Consider the following 21028-nt stretch of genomic DNA (forward strand, 5'->3'; position numbering starts at 1 on the left):
GTTTAGAAGATGCCTCCATCCTTTAGAGAGAGGTATTCATCAAATGGAGAGATAATAATATGATCAAGAAGCTTGATGTCTATTAAATTAAGCGCTTTGTCTAATTTCTTGGTTAATTCTTTATCCTTTTCAGATGCAATCATTATCCCAGTGGGATGATTATGAGATATTACAACTCCTGTAGCCATTAGCTTTAATGCTGATGCAAGTATGTAACGAATATCAATTATTGCGCTTGTCAATGATCCAGAAGACAAGTTACAGCTTCCTATGACTGTATTAGAGTTGTTAAGATACAAAACTACTACTTGCTCCTGTAATCCAATCTTTTTCATATCAAATACTTGTTTGACTACCTTATAAGTATCATAAGCACTTTTTACTTGAGGTCTGTTTTTAAGATTTGATAGATACTTATACCCTATTGTGAATTCACCAAGAGTTGATAAATTCATGGTATTACTAATATTGCTTGCCAACTCCATTGCTTGATGTATTAGATTTTCTTAAATAGGTTGCACGTTCCTGTAATTCTGTATCATACTTCCTTACTTCAGGATTAGTCTGATATAAAAGAGTAAGTTCTTCTATTGAGTTACAGGAATTTATTTGTTTTACAGCTTCAGATAATTCTTTTGTTTCAGAGTTTCCGTTACAGCACCAATCTAATATTTTACTGCCTGTTGAAGAATCAATCTTAAAGGGCATACGTGGATTGAACAGCTGAGTTCTATCCTTTGTACAAGTTGCGTTATTGTAAATGTCAAGTTCAAAGAAAAGAGTGAAGTCATATTCAAGACCATCGCGCTGAACGCCTTTCATACCTACCTTTTCAGGTACATTTTTACCATTCTTTTCTACAATAACATAGTCTTGCTTACTTCTTACCGTTGCAACAATATGACAATTAGAAGCAAGTATCTTTTGTACAAGAGCATTGTGTCTTGGTGTCAATTTTGCCCAGTTAGTAAAACTGTTACCTGCAAGTTGAGAATGCATATCTAGTATGCCGCCATCACCTTCCCATTCATGAGAGAGTGAATCAATAGCAATAACTTCCATCCCTGCTTTCTCACAAGTGTCAATTGCTTCAATGTATCTTTCAGGAGTATACGGTGCTGTGAGATTAAGCACATTATACTCTCCCAAATGAGAATACAGACTTGCAGATTGATGCTCAGAATCTATCACAGCAATCTTTTTCCAGTCTTTACAAAGACCATAAGCTAATAATAAGGAAGAGTAACTTTTGCCACTTCCACTTGTTCCTTGTAGTGCTACTCTTATGCGAGCACTACTTCTGTTTGTTTTTTTAAGTTCCATAAAACTAAAATTAAAGATTAATATTAGATTTTGTGGGGGAGGGAACGTGGTTTGTTTTGGAAGTGGGGTGGTTTATGTGGGGGGTTCTTGCACTTAAACTCTCAAAGTTTAAATCATAGCCATATAGTATGGTTTTTGTATTAAATTTTTGGAGTTTATAGTAAGGTTATAATTGTAATTGCTGTTTTATTAGACCTCACTTTCTTGCTCTCCTACTTTACACCTTTTAAGTTATATATTGTAGGGAAGAGCTCTTCATGTGTATCCTTTTTTTTCTTAAGCGCATATTTGCTATATTCATTAAGCAATTTATTTTTCTTTTCCACATTAATACCTGATACTAATATTGGATTTAGCATGTATAATCTTTTTTTTACATTAGTTATCACTTTTTTTGCTGCAAGTTTTTTTATAGTTTCTTTAATAACCCCTATAGTAGGAATTTCTAATTCTGTTGTTTCACAAAACTTCAGATACTGGTTTATTATACTACTATCCCAATTTATAAGTAAGTTTTCACTATTAGTTTGAAATGTCATTAAAAATAGCAATAGATTTTTATTATGACCATTTAAATGTACAAGGAAACATATTGACTCTAGAGATAATCTTATGCTTTTGCTAGATAAATTTAGACTGTCATATACGGGAATTATTACGCCTCCTACATCATTATAATTCTTAATGACTTTGTAGTTTAAATTTTTATTTGTGGTTTTAGTATCATATTTAGTATCATTAATACTATCATTAATTTCTTTTTGATAAGCATTAATTTTTTCAACCATATACTTAGATGTTTTCAATAAACTTACTTTCATGTGTACAACAATAAAAATTTAAACAATTATATTTACCTACAAATTTAAAATTTTTATTTAACAATAACAAGTGTTTGCACAGTTATTTAGCTATATTTGCATTAGCTTTAAAATGAAAAATAATGAAAAAAACTACCACTAAAAATAGAAAACTAACCTTAAAAGCAGAAGTTAAAATTGGAGGCAAATCTACCCTGCATCTTGTTTCATTTGTTGATGAAGGTTATGTATGTTTGTTTAATGCTCAACATATTTTTCTAGAATTAGAAAAATTTCAAAAGTGCTTTTTTGACTTTTTATGTGAAAAAATGAATATTGATAATACTATTCATATTGATGGGGATTTAAAAGCGGAGTTCTTAACATTTTTAAATAAAATAACTGGAGGTAAAAAAAAGATTACAACTAGAACAATTAGTAATTATGTAAATATTTTGATTGAAAAAAAGTTATTAATTGAATCACCAAGACTAACAATGTTATATATTGTAAATCCAAAATATGTATATAAGGGAACTAAAACAAACAGAATTAAAATATTGAGGACCTTGTTAAAGGATCCAAACAAATATGGATCTGATAATAATGCGCTTTTAGATCTTCCAAAAGCAATAATCATTTCCTCAAAATAAGGGAAAGTAATTTCTATATTCTCATGATTTTTTTTATCACATTTTCATTCAGATTATCCACAATTTCATTATCAAACATTTCAAGGTAAATTCCAGTAACCGCATTTCCATATTCATGACCTAGAGCTTCTGCTATTAGATCTTTGCTGTAACCTAGTTGCTTTGCAATGTTGGCATAAGAGTATCTAAATACATAAGTTGTTATTGGCGTTTCAATTTCAAGTATTTTACTAATCTTTTTTAGCTTCTTATTTAGTTTTTTTCTAAAATCCGCATACAGTTTTGCATCAGCAAGTGTTGGTTTTTCATAATGCACCATAAGATTACCAAATAGATACTCTGTATTGTCTGTAAATTCAGTAATGAGTTCCTGCATGTGAGGTAAAATCTTAATACTATACATTTTTCCAGTCTTTGCTCTTTTGTAAATAATCCTATCATTATGGATATTGCATTTTTTTAGTAAAAGCAAATCTGTTAAGTTGATACCACGTAACATAAATATCAATTTTCCAATACACCATGATTTGTAAAGTCTGTCCTCAGCATTAATTACATGGGCAAAGTAATTTTGCATTTCAGTTATAGAAATAGTTCTAGGAGTAGTTTTCTCTTTTTTGATTTTATACTTTCTGAAAGGATACCATTCAAGTGAAGCAACATTATACAATATTGCACGGTTGCAAATTGCTCTAAAAGTTCTCATATACACTGCAATTCCATTTACAGAAACACCTCTTTTTAATAGTGTAGTTTCTATAATAATTAAATCCTTGTAACTGACTTGAGTAAACATGCAATTGCAATCTATAATTTTAGATATTACAGATAGTGTTGTGATATATGATCTTGCAGTTCCAGTCTTGTTACTGTCTAAAAGTTGTTGTATTACTTCTTTCCAAAACTCCTCTATTGTGGTCAATTCTGCAGGTTTTTGTAATACATACCTTTTAAGTATATTAATGTCAAATGCTGTGTTACGGTTTTCTTGTAGAAACTCTCTAATCCTTTTGGAGTACTTTTCTTTTTGTTCCTCAATATTGAAATTTGCATCCAAATTACTAACTATTAGTTGTTTCTTTTCATCAAATAGATTTTTACAAACACAATAGTTGGTTTTGATGTCAAAGTATCTATCCTTGTGTCTTATTCTCAATACTACAGGAAAAGTTTCATCTTTCTTTGCTCTACGCTGGTCTAGTACAATTTTAATAGTTGCCATAATTAAAAATTTGTAGCAACAGAGATTAAAAAAGTGTACACGGTATTTGCACTATTTTTGCACTTTTTAGTCATTTTATAACTATTTGTACAACTTATGCAAATTTGATGAAAGTTGAAATGATGGTATTTTTACACATAAAAGAGTTAAATTTATCTGCTTTAAACCTCTATTAATCACTTGTAAACACAGTATGTGAAAGGAATTTTAAAAAACACTTGCAATAAATTAAAAATAGTAGTAATATTGCACCTCTTAACCGGTCCTATAGCTCAGTTGGTTAGAGCACCTGACTCATAATCAGGTGGTCCCTGGTTCGAGCCCAGGTGGGACCACTAGTAAAAGCAAAGGTTTCAAGATTTATTTCTTGGAACCTTTTTTAATTTGAAAGATTTCAGCAAGATTTTTATTCCAACTTTCGTTATAATTATATCAAATAGTATTCTTCTTTTCTTTATATATGTAATCCGGTTAACCTAATGATTTATACGAAATAAGAATTCTTTTTATCAACGTTTAAACCTCCTCTTCTTGAAGAAAGGTACCAATTGGATGGGTTAAAACAGCTGTAAAATATATTCAAATCAGTAAGGTAAAAGTTTATTTCTTCAGGAACTTATGCGTGTTTTTTTCCTTTCCGCTTGCTATTTGAATAAAGTACATACCTTGAGGAAAAGCGGAAACATCTACCATTGTTTGCTTCTTATTTAAAATTATAGAATTGAGTTCTTGACCCAAAATAGAGTAAATTGTGGCTCGATTTCCGATTTGATTCTCTGAAATTATTAGATTTAGTTGGTCAGTAACTGGATTTGGAAATACCACCAAATCAGTTTCATTAGTTATACTACTATTTCCTAAATTGGCTTGCTGGTACACCCTAACATAATCAATTTCCATAGTAGATTGCACAAAGTTTGCAGGTGCATTTGACAGCATTGCTATATTTAGTAAAATATATTGTTCAGCGTCAAAAGGCCAAGTAAATTGGTTTTTAATTAATGGTTGGTAGTTGAGATGGTTAATACCATCTACACTTAATGTTATTCTTTCATTATTCCATTCCAGCGCATAAGTATGAAAAGCACTAGTTACACCCTCTTTATTTTGGTAATTAGACGTGTATTCATCTACCGACAAATTGCCATTTATTGGATGGTGCACTGCGCTTGATATTACATTGGACCCCCAGTATTCCATAATGTCTATTTCGCCACAGGCAGGCCATGTAACAGCACCATATCCATTTAACTGCCAATAGGCTCCTAACTCGTTAATGTTTTTGCCCAACATCCAAATAGCAGGCAAAGTACCTTCCCCTTCCGATAATTTTGCACGTACTTCTACGCGACCATATTTGAAAGCAAATTTCGAATTCAATCGTGCAGAAGTAAATTGTTTGGTGACTCCTTGATTGGTATAGGCTTCCCTTTTTGCAACAATCTTTAAAGTACCATTACTAACATTCGAATTTTCAACACGGTTGGTATAATGTTGTTGTTCATTGCCAAACCAACTAGTACCCATTGGAAATTGAGTCTGTTGGAACCAGTTTAAATAATTGATGGACCCATTCCCATCAAATTCATCCGACCAAACTAAATTATCATAAATAGTATTATTTGTTACGATGTATTGAAAATCATCCATATAAGAAACTACTTGACTGGTATTGTTTTCTCCGTTTATTTGAAGTAGAACTCTATTGAAATCCGACCTTGTTAACGGATTTGGAGAAGCAGCACTAAAATTGACAAAATTATCAGAAGCAAAATTAAAAGTAATTGTTTGCCATTGGTTCAATACAATGGGTTTAATAATTTCGCATTGCGTTGACCAAGGTTCGGTCAACAAACTATTTTGAAGTTTCAATGAAATTTGATTGGTTTGGTTGCCAGTAAGTCCATTAGAAGGAACATATAGTTTTAAGGAAAAGGTACTATTGTTATTTAAATTAAAATTTCCCACCCCATTAAAAGCAACGTAGGCGTAAAGTGCCCCAGTATCGGAATATTTTAATACTGTTCCCGAATTATTTATAACCGATGGATACGGATTTGGAAAATGATTGTCCATTCCGCAATCACCGCCATACCAACTTAAAATGGTTCCATTCCCTTCAAAGTCATCCGTTAAAGTTTGAAGTTGCGAATAAAATAAAGTGGATGAAAACAAGAATATAAGGGCTAGAAATTTCTGCATAATAAATACTTTTCAAATAAATAAGGCACAAATATAATTATAGTGTTTCATTTAAAATAAAAATTGTAGGTTTCAATTTTTCGAATTTTCATTATTTGTAAAATACTACAAATTAGTCTAGCGTTGCTTGAAATACAGTTTGCGCATTCCTACTAGTAGAAACAAGCAAAAGAAATACGAATTCCTAAAGCAAGATAGTTTTTAACTTGACCTTAGTTGTCAACTTTTTTTTAGTAATTTGTTTCCCGAAGGAATGAAACATCATTTTAAAACATTGTTGTCCGATAAAACGAACTATTTGCTTTGTTAAGTCTTACAAATAGTACGAAATTTTAGACTCAACTTAATTTTTAATATATTCTCGCTAAGATACAAAGTCGCAAAGAACTCAGATATAAACTGCGACTTCGCGCCTTTGCGAGAAAAAACATATAATGTTTTTAGCAATAAATATTTTAATCGGACAATAATGATTTTAAAATGATAATAAAATGTAACAAGAAGATAAAATAGGTAGATAATTCCTATTTTTATCGTTTAATAAAACGTATTATGCCACTATTTCAAAAATCCGTTATTTCTAAGTATCTAAAAGCCCAAAATAAGGAACAACTTCTTTCTAAATGGAACAGTTATAGTAACCATTTTCTTAACCCAAGAGTGCAAGAAGAAATAAAAGCACTCAAAGAAGAGCAATACCAAGGAGAGTTTTTGGAAGATTTATTTGTAAAAATATTAGGGTACACTAAACCTGCTTCTTCTTCTCAAACCAAATTCAATCTTACCACCGAATATAAAAATGTAAAAGACAGCAAGAAAGCTGACGGAGCTATTATTTTTGACGATAAAGTAAAAGCAGTTATCGAACTTAAAGGAACCAATACTACCGATTTAGGCAAAATTGAAGTGCAAGCCTTTGGGTATAAAAACAACCAACCCGATTGTGTATATGTCATTACTTCTAACTTTGAAAAACTCCGTTTTTATATAGACAATGCTATTGAGCATATTGAATTCAACCTATTTACACTTACCGAAGAAGAGTTTCAACTGCTGTATTTGTGTTTAGGATACGACAATTTATCGCAAAATGTGGGTAAGAAAATTAAAGACGAATCCCTTAGTGAAGAAGATGTAATCACCAAAAAATTATACAGAGATTATTCTTTGTTCAAAAGAGAACTGCACCAAAATTTAGTGCTGTTAAATCCCGATTTTGAACCCTTAGAATTATTCAAAAAATCACAGAAACTATTAGATCGGTTTTTGTTTTTATTCTTTGGAGAAGACCGACATTTATTACCGCCAAACTCTGTGAGGTTGATTCTTACTCAATGGAATCAATTAAGAGAATTAGACGAATACAGCCCGCTTTATGACCGTTTCAAGAAATACTTTGGATATCTAAACACGGGTTACAAAGGTGTTCAACACAATGTTTTTGCTTATAATGGAGGACTTTTTAAGCCGGATGAGGTTTTAGATACCATTAAAATTGAGGATGATTTATTATACAAACACACGCTGAAACTTTCTGAATACGACTTTGCCAGTGAGGTAGATGTAAACATATTAGGACATATTTTTGAAAACTCTCTCAATGAGTTGGATGAAATAAAAGCCCAACTAGAAGGGCAGGAAATTGACAAATCGAAAACCAAAAGAAAAAAAGACGGTGTTTTTTATACCCCTAAATACATTACCAAATACATAGTAGAAAATACCGTTGGAAAATTATGTGAAGAGCAGAAAGTTGCCCTTGAAATTGTTGAAGAGGACTATTTTACCGATAAAAAAAGACAAAAGAAAACCATTCAAGGTTTAGTTGAAAAGCTGGATACCTATAGAAAATGGTTGTTGCAATTAACTATTTGCGACCCTGCCTGTGGCTCTGGTGCTTTCTTGAACCAAGCTCTTGATTTTTTAATTGAAGAACACCAATACATTGATGAATTGCAAGCCAAATTGTTTGGCGATGCTTTGGTGATGAGTGATATGGAAAATAGCATCTTAGAAAACAACCTCTTTGGTGTAGATTTAAATGAGGAAAGTGTAGAAATTGCCAAACTATCTTTGTGGTTACGAACAGCACAACCTAATAGAAAACTAAATGACCTTAACGGCAACATAAAATGTGGCAACTCTTTAATTGATGATGTTGCAGTAGCAGGAGATAAAGCCTTTAATTGGCAACAAGCTTTCCCGAAAGTATTTAAGGAAAAACAGAAAAAACCGTGGCATATTACCACTGCAATTCACGATAGTCGCACCTCACAGCGAATGATAGATTATAAAGTTCGAGAAAAGCGAGCCATGGGAACAATGCCAGAGCCACAAATAAATTATCTTACAGATACTGACGAAATGGTCATTGCAGAAACTGTTTTTGTTTTAGTAAAAGAGCAAAATTTAAACATTTTGGCATTCAATGTTTGTAAAGATCATATACATATTGTTTTGGTATGTGAAGAGGAGGATGTCAATGAAATAGTAAGAAAAATAAAAGGGCGAACAGCTCGCGAAGTCAATCTGAACAATGGGATTCATCCCCTTGTAAAAGAGAAAGGAGAAAAAAGTATTCCTTTATGGACCCAAAAATTTGGTTGTAAAGAAATTGTTGACGAAAACCAATTGGTAAACACCATTAATTACATTAAAACAAATCGAGCAAAACACCAATTGCCGGACAACAGTATCAAGGGGTTTAAACCCCTTGTCGAAAGCATAGCTTGTAGTTATGAACACGCTTTTCGAGAAGAATACAAAGGTGGCTTTGATGTAGTAATTGGAAATCCGCCTTATGTTCAAATTCAAAGTATGGGAACCATTTCCAATGATTTAGAAAAAAGAAAATTTCAATCATTTGAAAAAACTGGAGATTTATATTGTCTTTTTTATGAATTGGGAAATATTATATTAAAAGATAATGGGTTGCTAGGTTTTATCACTTCTAATAAATGGTTAAGAGCCAACTATGGTAAGTCACTAAGAAACTATTTAATTGAGAATACCCAACCTTCAGAACTTTTAGATTTGGGTTCTGGTATTTTTGATAGTGCAACGGTAGATTCAAATATCTTAATTTTCAAAAAAACTTTAAATAATAAAAAATCATTTATTGGTTTAGATATTTCAAAAGAAAAAACTTTTGTTGATTTTACTATTTTTGAAAATAAAAAAGTTGAAATATGCCCGAAGGAAAATGAAATTTGGACTATCTCAAATAAAATAGAATTTCAAATAAAAAGCAAAATAGAAACTGTTGGAACTCAACTAAAAGAATGGAATATTAAAATAAATTATGGAATTAAAACAGGTTTTAATGAGGCGTTTATTATTGATGAAGATATTAAGAGAAATATATTAAAACAGTGTCCCAAGTGTATTGAAATATTTAAACCAATATTGAAAGGAAGGGATATTTGTAGATATTATGCTAATTATAACAATTTATGGTTGATTTATATCCCTTGGAATTTTCCTAATACTTTTGAAAATATTAAAAAATCCTTCATAGAAAATGAAATTGACCTGAAAGAAAAATACCCCTCTGTGTACGAACATTTAAATAAACATAAGGAAGGTCTATTAAATAGGAATAAAGCGGAAACGAACATAAGATATGAATGGTATGCTTTACAAAGATGGGGTGCAAATTATTTTAATGAATTTGATAAAGAAAAAATAATTTATCAAGAAATGGTTCAGGAATCTTCATTTTCATATCATGAAAAAGGTACTATGTTTTGTCTTGACACAGGTAGAATTATTACAGGAGAAAATTTAAAATATATTCTATGTGTATTAAATACCAAACTATTCTTTTATTCAGTTAAGAATTTTTATGGTGGGGGTGGTTTGGGAGAAAGTGGAGTAAGAATGAAGCATACATTTTTTGAAAACTTTCCTTTGGTAAAAACAAATGATGAACCATTTATAGAAAAAGCAGATTTAATGCTTTCATTAAATACAGAACTACAAGAGCAATCCCAAAAATTCCAAAGAACCATCCAAAGAAAGTTTTTCACTGCAACTGTTTCTGTTTCAACAATGGGCTTAAGCCCATTGCCTGATGTAAAAGTAAATACAGACACTTTGCCCAAAAAACTACAAGATTGGTATAAACTGCCTTATGCAGAGTTCATCAAAGAGTTGGCTAAAAAGAAAGTAAAACTGTCCTTATCTCAAGAAGCTGAATGGGAAGATTACTTTATGCAGGAATCCAAAAAAGCATTGGAGCTTAAAGCAACTATTGATGCCACAGACAAAGCCATAGATGCTATGGTGTATGCGTTGTATGGGTTAAGTGAAGAAGAGATTGCAATTGTAGAGAATAGTTAATATGGATAATTTATTCACAATCAGTAACATTAGTTTAATTGAATTTCTTGCTTTATTGATTAGTGTTTTTGCACTAATTGCTACTTTAAGGAAAAAAGAATTTGGAAAGTTTGTTTATGTAGAAATAAACAATAAAAATGTTAGAAATGATGTTTGGGTAAAAATTATTAAATCTGACATTTATGACATTTCTTTTAAAATCAAATCAAACCTCCCAGTTAATTCAAGAGTGAAATTATTTTATCCTGACAAATCAGAAACTGTATTATATTTTTTATCTGATAATCAGTTTAATTTTAAAATATCGGAATTAAAAGCAAGCGAGAAAATAGAGTTTACAAATTTTAATTTTCAACAAATAAAGATTTCTTTCACGGATAAATACAATAATAAATATTCTCAGATTTTATTTGGTGATAAAATAAAGAAAAGATATCATTTAAATTTTTGGAATCTAACTTTTGTCGGCTCTTAAATGACACATTTGAAATAAATTGATTAATATGGGAAGTAAAGCAACAACAGTAGAGGAGCAAATTCAAAAACTATCAAATAGAGGGATGGTTTTTGAAGAGAGTGGTGGGATTGATAAAGCAAAAGAAATTTTGTTAGATGTTGGTTATTATAGATTGGGATTTTATTGGAATCCTTTTGAAATTGATAAAGACCATAATTTTGCTGCAGGAACAAAATTTTCTGATGTAGTTTGTTTGTATTATTTAGATGTTGATTTAAAGAATATTCTAAATAAAGCATTGAACAGAATAGAAATAAATTTGAGAACTCAACTTATTTATTATGTATCAAATACCTATCCTGATAATCCTACTTGGTTTGCAAGTAAAAAAGTTATGTACCCTCATTTTGTAGATAATTTTCCAAATTTAAGTTACACTGAAAAATTTAAGTTAAGTAACAAACCAATAAAAAAACACCATCTAAATTACCCCAATGATATTTTTGCACCAGCATGGAAAACTTTAGAATTTTTGACTTTTGGAACTATTTACACTATATTCTATTCTCTAAAAGATGAGAACTTAAAGAAGAAAATTGCAGGTTTATATGGAATAAAAAAGATATATATATTTCAAAATTTTTTGAAGACTGTTATTTTTATTAGGAATATATGTGCCCATAGTGGAATACTTTTTGATTCAAACACTCCTAAAGAGATTGAGACAACCCCTTTGATTCTCTTTAATGACAACAACAGACACTCATTAGATTCTTCTATTAAGGTTATTTTATACTTTCTAGAAACAATTTCAAAAAGCAGGAAAAATATTATTGAAAAGGAAATTATTTCGCTTTTTGAAAGTCATTCAGGTAATCCGGTTATCCAAAAAATTATAACTGAAAAAATAGGTTACATTAAAAAATAAGTTAAAAAGTTTTTTTTTATTACACAAATGATATAGTTTTGTACTTAGAAGTGCCCAACTAGTCATTTGCATTAGTGCTGCACTATAAAATAGTAAATATAACCCAGACTTGCTCTGGGTTTTTTTATTAAAGCACTTTAAGTGGGGATTTTTTATTTAACCCAATCCGATGCACTCCAGATAGAAGAACAACAACTAGAAAAGGCATTCGCTCCTTAATTTATCCTACTACTAGGCATTATTTTATAATCTAATACAGCGTTTCCAACCTCCCGACGATTGTTTTCTGGTCAGATTACTGAAATCCAACCTCCCGACAATTGATTTCTGGTCAGATTACTGAAATCCAACCTCCCGACAATTGATTTCTGGTCGGATGACTGAAATCCAACCTCCCGACAATTGATTTCTGGTCAGATTACTGAAATCCAACCTCCCGACAATTGATTTCTGGTCGGATGACTGAAATCCAAGCTCCCGACGATTGATTTCTGGTCGGATGACTGAAATCCAACCTCCCGACAATTGATTTCTAGTCGGATGACTGAAATCCAGGCTGCCGACAATTGATTTCTGGTCGGATGACCCATTTTCAAACTATAAAAAATGCAATTCGGTATCGAAATTGAATTTTTCCTTTCAAAACAATTTGCGGCAGATTAAAAACAGAATTTCTCTCTTGAAAAAAAATATTTTTAAATAAAAGGGTTTATTTTTTTAAAGTATTTTTTGTAACTTTAAGTAGTAACTTTAAAATTAATCACTATGTTATTACACAAATTAAAAATTACAAGATTAACCCATCTTGAAGCAGGTCAATTGATTAAGTCCTCTATTAAAGACCTGGAAACCGCAGCTATCAGCACGGTTACCGACACGCATGTAGACGCCTATGTGCAAAAAATGGCAGCCGACTCTATCTTGTTTGACAAGGGTTTGCTACAAATAAAAAAGAACCAAGAAACCGAAGACATTGCTAAACTAGATGCCGAAAGAGATGTTAGCCTTGCCGCTTTTAACCGACAATTAAAAGTATATGAATTGGATGTAAATCCCAATTTTATTGCTGCTTATAAAGCCATTACCATTGTAGTAAAGAAATATAAAAATTTGGCCAAACTAAATTACGAAGCCGAAAGTAATGGTATAGACAATTTGGTAGACGATTTAATTAGTCCTGCTTATGCACCCTATATTGCAACACTGGAGTTGGATAATTTTGTAAGTAGAATAAAAAATTCTAATACGGATTTTAAATTAAAGTTTTCGCAACGCAACACCGAAATTTCGTCTACTGAGCATTACGACATGAAAAGTATTCGAAAAAATGCCCTTGAAAACTATAACAACTATACGCAATACGTGCTTTCGTTAGCCAAAGTAAACTCGGCAGATCCCTATTATACTGCTATTTTAAATATCATCAACCAATCCCGAAAATACTATTCGGATATGCTTGCTAAACGCGATGGGGGAATTATTATTCTTCCGGCTAGCACAATAACAGGGTAATAACGAGTAGAACTAAAAAAAACGGCTTGAAAAAGCCGTTTTTTGTTTAATTATAAACCCGAATTATATCGCCGTTTACTTCCACTCGATACTGTTTTAAAGAATATTGTTTGCCAGCACTTTGTCCTGTAAATAAATTGTAATTTTCACTTCCGCAAGGGCAACTAGCATTAGAACCACTTATAGTCAAGGTAGAACATGTAGTTAAATCTTGGTTAGGGCAAGCGCCATCCCAAGCGTTATAGGTGCTTCCGGTATTAAAAATAATCACCCCTCTGGATGGTCCGTTAGACGGATAAGCCTTAACGGCATTCCCAGCAAAATTCAATCCGCTGAAACTGGGTAAGTTTTTATTCACATCCATAGAGAAGCTATAGTTGGGCAAAAAAGGATTTTCATTGCTAAACTTGTCTTTGCTGCATCCAAAAATAAATGCCGAAAGAAGAATAAGGAAAAGTATTTTTTTCATTTTAAAAAATGTATCAAAAGATTCGTTTAAAAAATTAATTTAATTAACTTTGTATGGTATTATAATACAAAAGTAGGAATTTAATATACAAAATATTTATCTTTGAAAAAAGAATCCCGTCTTGATGGGATTTTTTCTATTTTTAGGATAACGTTTGAAAATTAGTTTAGTATACGAATTACAAAATAATAACTTCCTTTTAACACCGTTGTTACCATTGGAAGTAACTAAAGAAATAAAATTATGAGCACTGTATCTTATTACACCGCAGAAGGGCTGAAAAAATTAAAAGAAGAATTAGATTACTTAAAAAGCGTGATGCGCCCTAAAGCATCTGCTGATATTGCAGAAGCAAGAGACAAAGGCGATTTGTCTGAAAATGCCGAATACGACGCTGCCAAAGAAGCACAAGGTATGCTGGAAATGCGTATTGCCAAGCTAGAAGAAGTACACTCTAATGCTAGATTAATTGACGAAAGTCATTTGGATACCTCTAAAGTTTTGGTGTTATCTAATGTAAAAATTAAAAACCAAACCAACGGAATGGAAATGACCTACACCTTGGTTGCCGAAAGTGAAGCCGATTTAAAAACTGGAAAGATATCCGTAACTTCTCCTATAGGGAAAGGGTTACTAGGAAAATCAGTAGGTGAATTTGCTGAAATTACGGTTCCAAATGGCGTATTGAAATTTGAAGTTTTAGAAATTTCTAGAGACTAAGCATGTCTAGTATTTTTACCAAAATAGTAAACGGTGAAATTCCGTGTTATAAAATAGCCGAAGACGACAAGTTTTTGGCTTTTTTAGATGTAAATCCCAATGCTAAAGGACATACTTTATGTATTCCGAAGCAAGAAGTCGACAAGATTTTTGATCTAGAAGACGAATTGTATCTTGGATTGCTGCAGTTTTCTAAAAAAATTGCAGTAGCACTAGAAAAAACCATTCCGTGCAAACGAATTGGCATGTCGGTAATTGGTCTTGAAGTGCCTCATGCGCACGTGCATTTAATTCCGTTAAACGAAATGGACGAAATGCGGTTTCAAAATAAAGTTTCGCTTACCAAAGAAGAATTTGAAAGTATTGTAAAAGCGGTGCAAGCCAATTTATAATTCGATAAATATCGAACCAATTCCATTAATTTACTTTAAATTAGTGGAATTTCTTTTTGTACCTAAAGTCTATTATTCATGAAAAATTATTGCTTACTTTTTCTGTTTCTTTCCTACTTCAGTTATGGACAATACGAAGCTGTGGACAAAACAATGGCTCAAATTCCGGATAGTCTTACCACTTCTACCACTAAAATTGCCGATTATATTGCCAGTAATTTTAAAACGCCTAACGATAAAATTAGAGCCGTTTTCTTTTGGACGGCTTCCACTATTAGTTATGATGTAGTGAACATGCTCAACCAGGACGCCAACCAAACGGAGGAGATAAAAATCAAGAGAGCACTAGATACCAAAAAGGGAGTTTGCATGCACTATGCAGCGGTTTTTAATGCTTTAGCCAATAAAGTTGGAGTGCGAACTTATGTTGTAGAAGGTTATACCAAACAATATGGTAAAATTGCAACGCTTGGTCATTCTTGGTGCGCCTCGCAACTGGATGGTAATTGGTTCTTGTTTGATCCTACTTGGGGATCGGGATACGTTTCAAACCAAAAGTATGTTAAGAAACTAGACAACTCTTTTTTTAAAGCAACGCCTAGCAATTTTATTATTTCCCATATGCCCTTCGATTATTTGTGGCAATTTCTGGAAACTCCCATTAGCAATGCCGAGTTTTATGGTGGTAAAAAAGACCCGAAAAAAGCTGCAATTGTTATAGATTACCAAGCCCAAATAGATCGGTTCGATAGCTTATCGCAAGCCGATAAAGCCTTTGAAGCAGCAGAACGAATTGAGAAAAATGGCTTGCTGAACAAGTTGATTATTGACCAGTATAATTTCAAAAAGAAAGATTTTACGATTATAAAGGCAAACAACAACATAGAAAAATTAAACGTAGTGGTAACCAATTATAACGAAGCCATTGGTTTGTTGAATGATTTTTCTCGATTTCGATTTAAAAAATTCAAACCCGAACAATCGGATGAAGTACTGCGAAAAAACATGCAAGATTTGTCGGATAAAATGAATAAGTGCAAAGTAGATGTTTACAACATTGGTTCTGTGGGTGCCGAAAACAGTTCGAATTTATCGAGTTTAAAGAGAATGATTTTAGATGCTGTGGAGCAAACTGAAAAGCAAAAAACTTTTTTAGAAACTTATTTAAGCAAAGGTTTAGTGGGTAGAAAATTGATGATGAGTAAGTACCGTTGATTTTCTAGTTTAATAATAGACATGTTTTATTTAGTACGTTTTGGCAAACCAATTCTTTTCAAAACATCGTTTGCTTTTGCTAATTTCTCAGGAAACAAAACTATGTTTTTATATTTTTCCAACGATTGGTCAATTACTACAATCGGTGTTTTTCTTTTATTTAATTCTTCTATTGTCATCCTATTTTAATTCATTGTTGTCCGATAAAACTAACTATTTGCTTTGTTAAGACTTAGGAATATTGAGAAATCTTAGACTCAACTTAATTTTTTAATATATTCTCGCTAAGACACAAAGTCGCAAAGAACTTAAAGGTAACTGCGACTTTGTGTCTTTGCGAGATTTTTTTTATCCATAAATATTTAATCGGACACTAAGGATTTTTAAATTATATTTCACCCCAACTTATACGAAATCTGCATCGTAGTTCCCACTCCAATTTCAGAGTGCGCTACTTTTATTTTTCCTTTGTGGTATTCTTCTACAATGCGTTTGGTTAAAGACAATCCCAATCCCCAGCCACGTTTTTTGGTGGTAAATCCAGGTTCAAAAACTCGTTTGTATTGGTTCTTCGGAATCCCTTTTCCAGAGTCGGTAATGTTTATTCTAACGTGTTGCCCTTCTTTTTCAATAGCAACCGTTAGAGCACCTCTGCCTTTCATGGCATCAATGGCATTTTTCATTAAATTCTCTATGGTCCAACTCTGCAATTCCGGATTTAAGGAAATATAAATTGGTTCTTTGGGAGCAACAAAAGTAAAGGTAACTTGGTGAGAAAATCGGGACTTTAAATAATCAAAAGAATTGTGGGTTTCTTCAATAATGTCCTTTTTTTCTAAAATAGGTTCCGAGCCAATTTTAGAAAAACGATCGGTAATGGTTTGCAGTCGGTTGATGTCTTTTTCAATTTCTACAAGTATAGTTTCCGATACATTATTGGCTTTCATAATTTCGAGCCAACCAATTAAGGAGGATAAAGGAGTGCCAATTTGGTGCGCAGTTTCCTTTGCCATACCAGCCCAAAGTTTGTTTTGGGTTGCCATTTTGGTGCTTTTGTAAAAGTTATATACTAAGGCTCCAAAAAGAAAAATAATAAGCAATAAAGCAATTGGATAGTATTTCAATTTATTCAATAAAGAAGAATCCCCGTAGTATAAATATTGAAATTTCCCAGGAGAATATTCCATCGGAATAGCATCGTTTTCCGATTTTAATTTTTCTAAAAATTGAGCAAGTTTATCTTTGTCTTTAGCAATATCTTCTTCAATATTTTTATCATTAATGATTTTACCCTCTTGGGTAACAATGATAGGGATACTTGCATTTTGAATAATTTTCAACGGCAATTCGGTATCCGCATTAACATCGGCATTGTTAAGTGTTTTCAATGCCAAGGCCCATTGTTCCATTTTTACCCGTTCTTCATTTTTAAATATTTGAAAGAAAGAATAAGTATTCCACAAAATAAGGATAACGATTAAAAAGGATGCGAAAATAATAAACCAACGTGTACTATTTCTTTTATCGGAAAACTGCATGGATAAATTTTTGTTTAAAAGTAAGAAAAAAATAATTGCTGAGGGAAAATGGCATAAGGAAACCTATTTTTTCGCCACAGATTGCACGGATTATACCGATTTTATATTGTTACGAGATTAAATAATCCATTCGAATCCGTTCGAATCTGTGCAATCTGTGGCAAAAAAACTAGAGCATTGTACAGCATTTAGATATTGAATTTGATTTTTGAAATTGCTATTGAAATTGCTATTGAAATTGCCATTGAATTTTGCCATTGATTTTTGAAATTGCCATTGCCATTGCATATCTTTGTAAAAACTAAAAGCCATGCTAACCATTAATCCTAAGGAAATTTCTACAGCCAAATTGCAAGGGTATTTGCAAAGTGCCATTGCGCCTAGGCCTATTGCATTTGCAAGTACGATAGATAAAAATGGGAAACCCAATTTATCGCCGTTTAGTTTTTTCAATATTTTTAGTGCCAATCCGCCAATTTTGGTGTTTTCACCTGCCCGACGCGTTCGCGATAATTCCATCAAACATACTTTGGTAAATTGCCAAGACACTAAGCAAGTCGTGATTAATGTGGTGAATTACGATATGGTACAACAAATGTCGTTGTCCAGCACCGAATATGCCGATGGCGTAAACGAATTTGAAAAAGCCGGATTAACTGCAATTCCTTCCGAGTTAGTAAAACCCTATCGTGTTGCCGAAAGCCCAGTGCAATTGGAATGCGTGGTGAACCAAATAATTCCCCTCGGAAGCGAAGGTGGCGCCGGAAATATGATTATTTGCGAAGTAGTAAAAATTCACATTAACGAAGCCGTTTTGGATGCCAATGGAATAATTGACCCTGTGAAAATTGATTTGGTTTCTCGTTTGGGAGGTAATTGGTATTCTAGAGCCAACCAAGGCCTTTTTGAAGTCGAAAAACCACTGGCAACTTTAGGAATTGGAGTAGATGTTATACCAGATTTTATCAAGGAAAGCCCTATATTTAAAGGAAATGATTTGGGAAAATTAGGAAATGTGGAAGCATTGCCTACAGAAGAAGAAATTACTATATTTGTAAAACAAAATTTTGAAGTAAAAGGAGTTTTGAGTGCCGATGATGAGGTGAAAAAACACCAATTGGCCAAAGAATATTTAGATAAAAACGAAGCGCTAACTGCTTGGAAAGTGCTTTTAGCAAAACAATAAATTAGAATAATTATGGAAGTATCAGGAAAAGTAAAAGTAGTTGGAGGAGAACAACAAGTAAGTCCAACCTTTAAAAAAAGAGAATTAGTAGTTACTACCGATGAGCAGTATCCACAAAGCATCATGATTGAATTTGTTCAAGACAAATGCGATTTATTAAATAATGTTACCGTTGGTGAAGACGTAAAAGTTTCCATCAATTTAGGAGGAAGAGAATGGGTTAATCCCCAAGGAGAAACGAAATATTTCAATTCTATCAAAGGTTGGAGAATCGAAAAAAACCAAGCAGCAGCTCCTGCAGCACAAGCGATGCCTCCAATGCCAGCAGCTGAAGCATTTGCTCCAGCAACGGATTTCAAAGAAGAAGAACACGACGATTTACCTTTCTAATAAGTTAGAAGTCAGAAGATGGAAGTCAGAAGATGGAAGTCAGAAGATGGAAGTCAGAAGATGGAAGTCAGAAGATGGAAGTCAGAAGATGGAAGTCAGAAGTCAGAAGTTTAAGTAGTACTTGAATTTCTGGCTTTTTTATTGATTTTTTTATTTTTGAAATTGAAATTGATTTTTGCCATTGATTTTTGCAATTGTTATTGCCATTGATTTTTGCCATTGCTATTGAATATGTATTTCCTAACCAAAGAACTATTTTTCCCGCCAGTAGATGAAGCCAATTACGAAGGTGTTTTGGCTGTAGGCGGTGATTTGTCGGTAGAGCGATTGTTGTTGGCTTACGACAACGGCATTTTCCCGTGGTTTGATGCGGAGGACCCTATACTTTGGTGGGCACCGCCAGAACGAATGGTGGTGAATCCGATGGATTATAAAGTTTCGAAAAGCATGCGGAACATCCTCAACAGAAATAGTTTTGAAGTAACCATAAACCAAGATTTTGCTGCTGTAATTTCTAATTGCCAAAAGATTGAACGTAAAGAGCAACAAGGCACTTGGATTTCTGCAGAAATAATAAAATCCTATACCCAATTGCACCAATTAGGGAAAGTTATGTCCTTTGAAGTTTGGCAAAATAACGAATTAGTAGGCGGATTGTATGGCGTAGATTTAGGACATGTTTTCTGTGGCGAAAGCATGTTTTCTAAAGTGCCAAATGCCAGTAAAGTTGCCTTTGTAAAGTTGATTGAATATTTAAAAGCAAACAATTACAAACTTTTAGATTGCCAAGTACACAACGACCATTTAGAAAAATTAGGTGCTTTTGAAATCTCCAGAGAACTATTCATGAAGATTTTAAAAACTGCAAACTGATCACTGACCACTAATCCCTCGTCCAGCAACCCTCTACATGATCGTTCACCATTCCGGTGGCTTGCATGTGTGCATAAACTACGGTAGTGCCTACAAATTTGAATCCGCGTTTCTTTAAATCTTTACTTATAGCATCCGAAAGTGGGGTAGAAGCAGGAACCTCCTTAAGTGTTTTCGGATTGTTATCTATGGGTTTTCCGTCGGTAAATTTCCAAATATAATTAGAGAAACTCCCGAACTCCTTTTGCACTTCTATAAATGCAATCGCATTAGCAACGGCGGCTCTTACTTTAAGTTTGTTTCTTATAATTCCGGCATCCAATAGCAATTCCTGAATTTTATCTTCCTCGTATTGCGCTACTTTTTGGTAATCAAAATCGGCAAAAGCCTTACGGAAATTATCTCGTTTTTTCAAAACCATATACCAACTTAGCCCTGCCTGAAAGGTTTCCAATATTAAAAACTCAAAAAGTTGTTGGTCGTCATAAATAGGTTTCCCCCATTCTTCATCGTGATACTTCCGGTATAAATCATCTTTTTCGCACCAAGCACAACGGTTTTTTGTTTGCATTTTTAAATTAATTAGATATGGAATTACTTTGATTTTACTACAGTTCAAATATATTATTTTAAATAGTTACTAAATAAAAAAATATCCATTAAGATATTAAGTTGCATTAAGGCTTAATGAAACTTAATATCTTAATGGTTTAAAAAAAATTCTCCCGCAGATTTCACAGACTACGCAGATTACCATTGATTTTTATAACCTTGAAATTAATAATCGGTGAAATCCGTGTAAATAGA

20 protein-coding genes and 1 tRNA gene are annotated in these 21028 nt (G+C 32.5%); 12 read left to right on the forward strand and 9 right to left on the reverse strand.

Going from position 1 to position 21028, the window contains the following annotated elements:
- Positions 1-2 precede the first annotated feature (2 nt).
- From ACIQ2J_RS07670 to ACIQ2J_RS07680, 3 genes are all read right to left on the reverse strand, one after another.
- Positions 3-485: a JAB domain-containing protein gene (locus tag ACIQ2J_RS07670; protein WP_396168220.1), complete on the reverse strand. Its 483-nt coding sequence runs from the start codon at positions 483-485 to the stop codon at positions 3-5.
- Positions 463-1323, reverse strand: a complete 861-nt coding sequence (locus ACIQ2J_RS07675) for an AAA family ATPase (protein ID WP_396168223.1) — start codon at positions 1321-1323, stop codon at positions 463-465. The genes ACIQ2J_RS07670 and ACIQ2J_RS07675 overlap by 23 nt, the downstream gene beginning before the upstream one ends.
- Before the next feature lie 212 nt (positions 1324-1535).
- Complete coding sequence (locus tag ACIQ2J_RS07680; protein ID WP_396168225.1) at positions 1536-2144, reverse strand: hypothetical protein; 609 nt, start codon at positions 2142-2144, stop codon at positions 1536-1538.
- Between the two features lie 122 nt (positions 2145-2266).
- Here ACIQ2J_RS07680 and ACIQ2J_RS07685 point away from each other — a divergent pair, with 122 nt between their 5' ends.
- On the forward strand, positions 2267-2776 hold the full coding sequence (locus ACIQ2J_RS07685) for a hypothetical protein (protein ID WP_396168229.1): 510 nt from the start codon (positions 2267-2269) through the stop codon (positions 2774-2776).
- Between the two features lie 13 nt (positions 2777-2789).
- On the opposite strand, the gene ACIQ2J_RS07690 is transcribed toward ACIQ2J_RS07685, so the two are convergent.
- Positions 2790-3998: a phage integrase SAM-like domain-containing protein gene (locus ACIQ2J_RS07690; RefSeq protein ID WP_396168231.1), complete on the reverse strand. Its 1209-nt coding sequence runs from the start codon at positions 3996-3998 to the stop codon at positions 2790-2792.
- Between the two features lie 261 nt (positions 3999-4259).
- On the opposite strand from ACIQ2J_RS07690, the gene ACIQ2J_RS07695 reads away from it, so the two are divergent.
- Positions 4260-4333: transfer RNA gene (locus tag ACIQ2J_RS07695), tRNA-Ile, on the forward strand.
- A gap of 265 nt (positions 4334-4598) precedes the next feature.
- Here the strand turns inward: ACIQ2J_RS07695 and ACIQ2J_RS07700 are convergent.
- Positions 4599-6200, reverse strand: a complete 1602-nt coding sequence (locus tag ACIQ2J_RS07700) for a family 16 glycosylhydrolase (protein ID WP_396168233.1) — start codon at positions 6198-6200, stop codon at positions 4599-4601.
- A 552-nt stretch (positions 6201-6752) separates the two neighbouring features.
- Between ACIQ2J_RS07700 and ACIQ2J_RS07705 the strand changes: the two genes are divergently transcribed.
- The 4 genes from ACIQ2J_RS07705 (at position 6753) to ACIQ2J_RS07720 (ending at position 13438) form a co-directional block, all read left to right on the forward strand.
- Complete coding sequence (locus tag ACIQ2J_RS07705) at positions 6753-10541, forward strand: Eco57I restriction-modification methylase domain-containing protein (protein ID WP_396168236.1); 3789 nt, start codon at positions 6753-6755, stop codon at positions 10539-10541.
- 1 nt (position 10542) lies between these two features.
- Complete coding sequence (locus tag ACIQ2J_RS07710; protein ID WP_396168238.1) at positions 10543-11016, forward strand: hypothetical protein; 474 nt, start codon at positions 10543-10545, stop codon at positions 11014-11016.
- A 28-nt stretch (positions 11017-11044) separates the two neighbouring features.
- On the forward strand, positions 11045-11926 hold the full coding sequence (locus ACIQ2J_RS07715; RefSeq protein WP_396168240.1) for an Abi family protein: 882 nt from the start codon (positions 11045-11047) through the stop codon (positions 11924-11926).
- 765 nt (positions 11927-12691) lie between these two features.
- Entirely contained in the window at positions 12692-13438 is a 747-nt protein-coding gene (locus ACIQ2J_RS07720; protein ID WP_396168243.1) for a DUF6261 family protein, read from the forward strand.
- Between the two features lie 46 nt (positions 13439-13484).
- Here ACIQ2J_RS07720 and ACIQ2J_RS07725 read toward each other — a convergent pair whose 3' ends face one another.
- Positions 13485-13907, reverse strand: coding sequence for a Rieske (2Fe-2S) protein (locus ACIQ2J_RS07725; protein ID WP_396168245.1), 423 nt, complete (start codon positions 13905-13907; stop codon positions 13485-13487).
- Between the two features lie 243 nt (positions 13908-14150).
- Here ACIQ2J_RS07725 and greA point away from each other — a divergent pair, with 243 nt between their 5' ends.
- The 3 genes from greA (at position 14151) to ACIQ2J_RS07740 (ending at position 16234) form a co-directional block, all read left to right on the forward strand.
- Positions 14151-14627, forward strand: coding sequence for a transcription elongation factor GreA (gene greA, locus ACIQ2J_RS07730; protein ID WP_396168247.1), 477 nt, complete (start codon positions 14151-14153; stop codon positions 14625-14627).
- A gap of 2 nt (positions 14628-14629) precedes the next feature.
- Positions 14630-15019, forward strand: coding sequence for an HIT family protein (locus ACIQ2J_RS07735; protein WP_396168249.1), 390 nt, complete (start codon positions 14630-14632; stop codon positions 15017-15019).
- A 78-nt stretch (positions 15020-15097) separates the two neighbouring features.
- Positions 15098-16234 carry a transglutaminase domain-containing protein gene (locus ACIQ2J_RS07740; RefSeq protein WP_396168251.1) on the forward strand — a complete coding sequence of 379 codons (1137 nt, stop codon included), beginning with the start codon at positions 15098-15100 and terminating at the stop codon, positions 16232-16234.
- A gap of 26 nt (positions 16235-16260) precedes the next feature.
- Here ACIQ2J_RS07740 and ACIQ2J_RS07745 read toward each other — a convergent pair whose 3' ends face one another.
- Both ACIQ2J_RS07745 and ACIQ2J_RS07750 read right to left on the reverse strand, forming a co-directional pair.
- Positions 16261-16413, reverse strand: coding sequence for a hypothetical protein (locus ACIQ2J_RS07745; RefSeq protein ID WP_396168253.1), 153 nt, complete (start codon positions 16411-16413; stop codon positions 16261-16263).
- A gap of 216 nt (positions 16414-16629) precedes the next feature.
- On the reverse strand, positions 16630-17772 hold the full coding sequence (locus ACIQ2J_RS07750) for a sensor histidine kinase (protein ID WP_396168255.1): 1143 nt from the start codon (positions 17770-17772) through the stop codon (positions 16630-16632).
- Between the two features lie 310 nt (positions 17773-18082).
- Between ACIQ2J_RS07750 and ACIQ2J_RS07755 the strand changes: the two genes are divergently transcribed.
- From ACIQ2J_RS07755 to aat, 3 genes are all read left to right on the forward strand, one after another.
- A complete protein-coding gene (locus ACIQ2J_RS07755) occupies positions 18083-18958 on the forward strand; it encodes a flavin reductase family protein (RefSeq protein ID WP_396168257.1) in 876 nt (291 codons plus the stop codon).
- A 12-nt stretch (positions 18959-18970) separates the two neighbouring features.
- Positions 18971-19348 carry a DUF3127 domain-containing protein gene (locus ACIQ2J_RS07760; RefSeq protein WP_396168259.1) on the forward strand — a complete coding sequence of 126 codons (378 nt, stop codon included), beginning with the start codon at positions 18971-18973 and terminating at the stop codon, positions 19346-19348.
- Between the two features lie 231 nt (positions 19349-19579).
- Positions 19580-20221, forward strand: a complete 642-nt coding sequence (gene aat / locus ACIQ2J_RS07765) for a leucyl/phenylalanyl-tRNA--protein transferase (protein ID WP_396168261.1) — start codon at positions 19580-19582, stop codon at positions 20219-20221.
- A gap of 10 nt (positions 20222-20231) precedes the next feature.
- Here the strand turns inward: aat and ACIQ2J_RS07770 are convergent, their stop codons facing one another.
- Positions 20232-20792 carry a DNA-3-methyladenine glycosylase I gene (locus ACIQ2J_RS07770; protein ID WP_396168264.1) on the reverse strand — a complete coding sequence of 187 codons (561 nt, stop codon included), beginning with the start codon at positions 20790-20792 and terminating at the stop codon, positions 20232-20234.
- Positions 20793-21028 lie beyond the last annotated feature (236 nt).

Origin of the sequence: Flavobacterium sp. (assembly GCF_044357305.1) — a bacterium.
Classification (GTDB): domain Bacteria; phylum Bacteroidota; class Bacteroidia; order Flavobacteriales; family Flavobacteriaceae; genus Flavobacterium.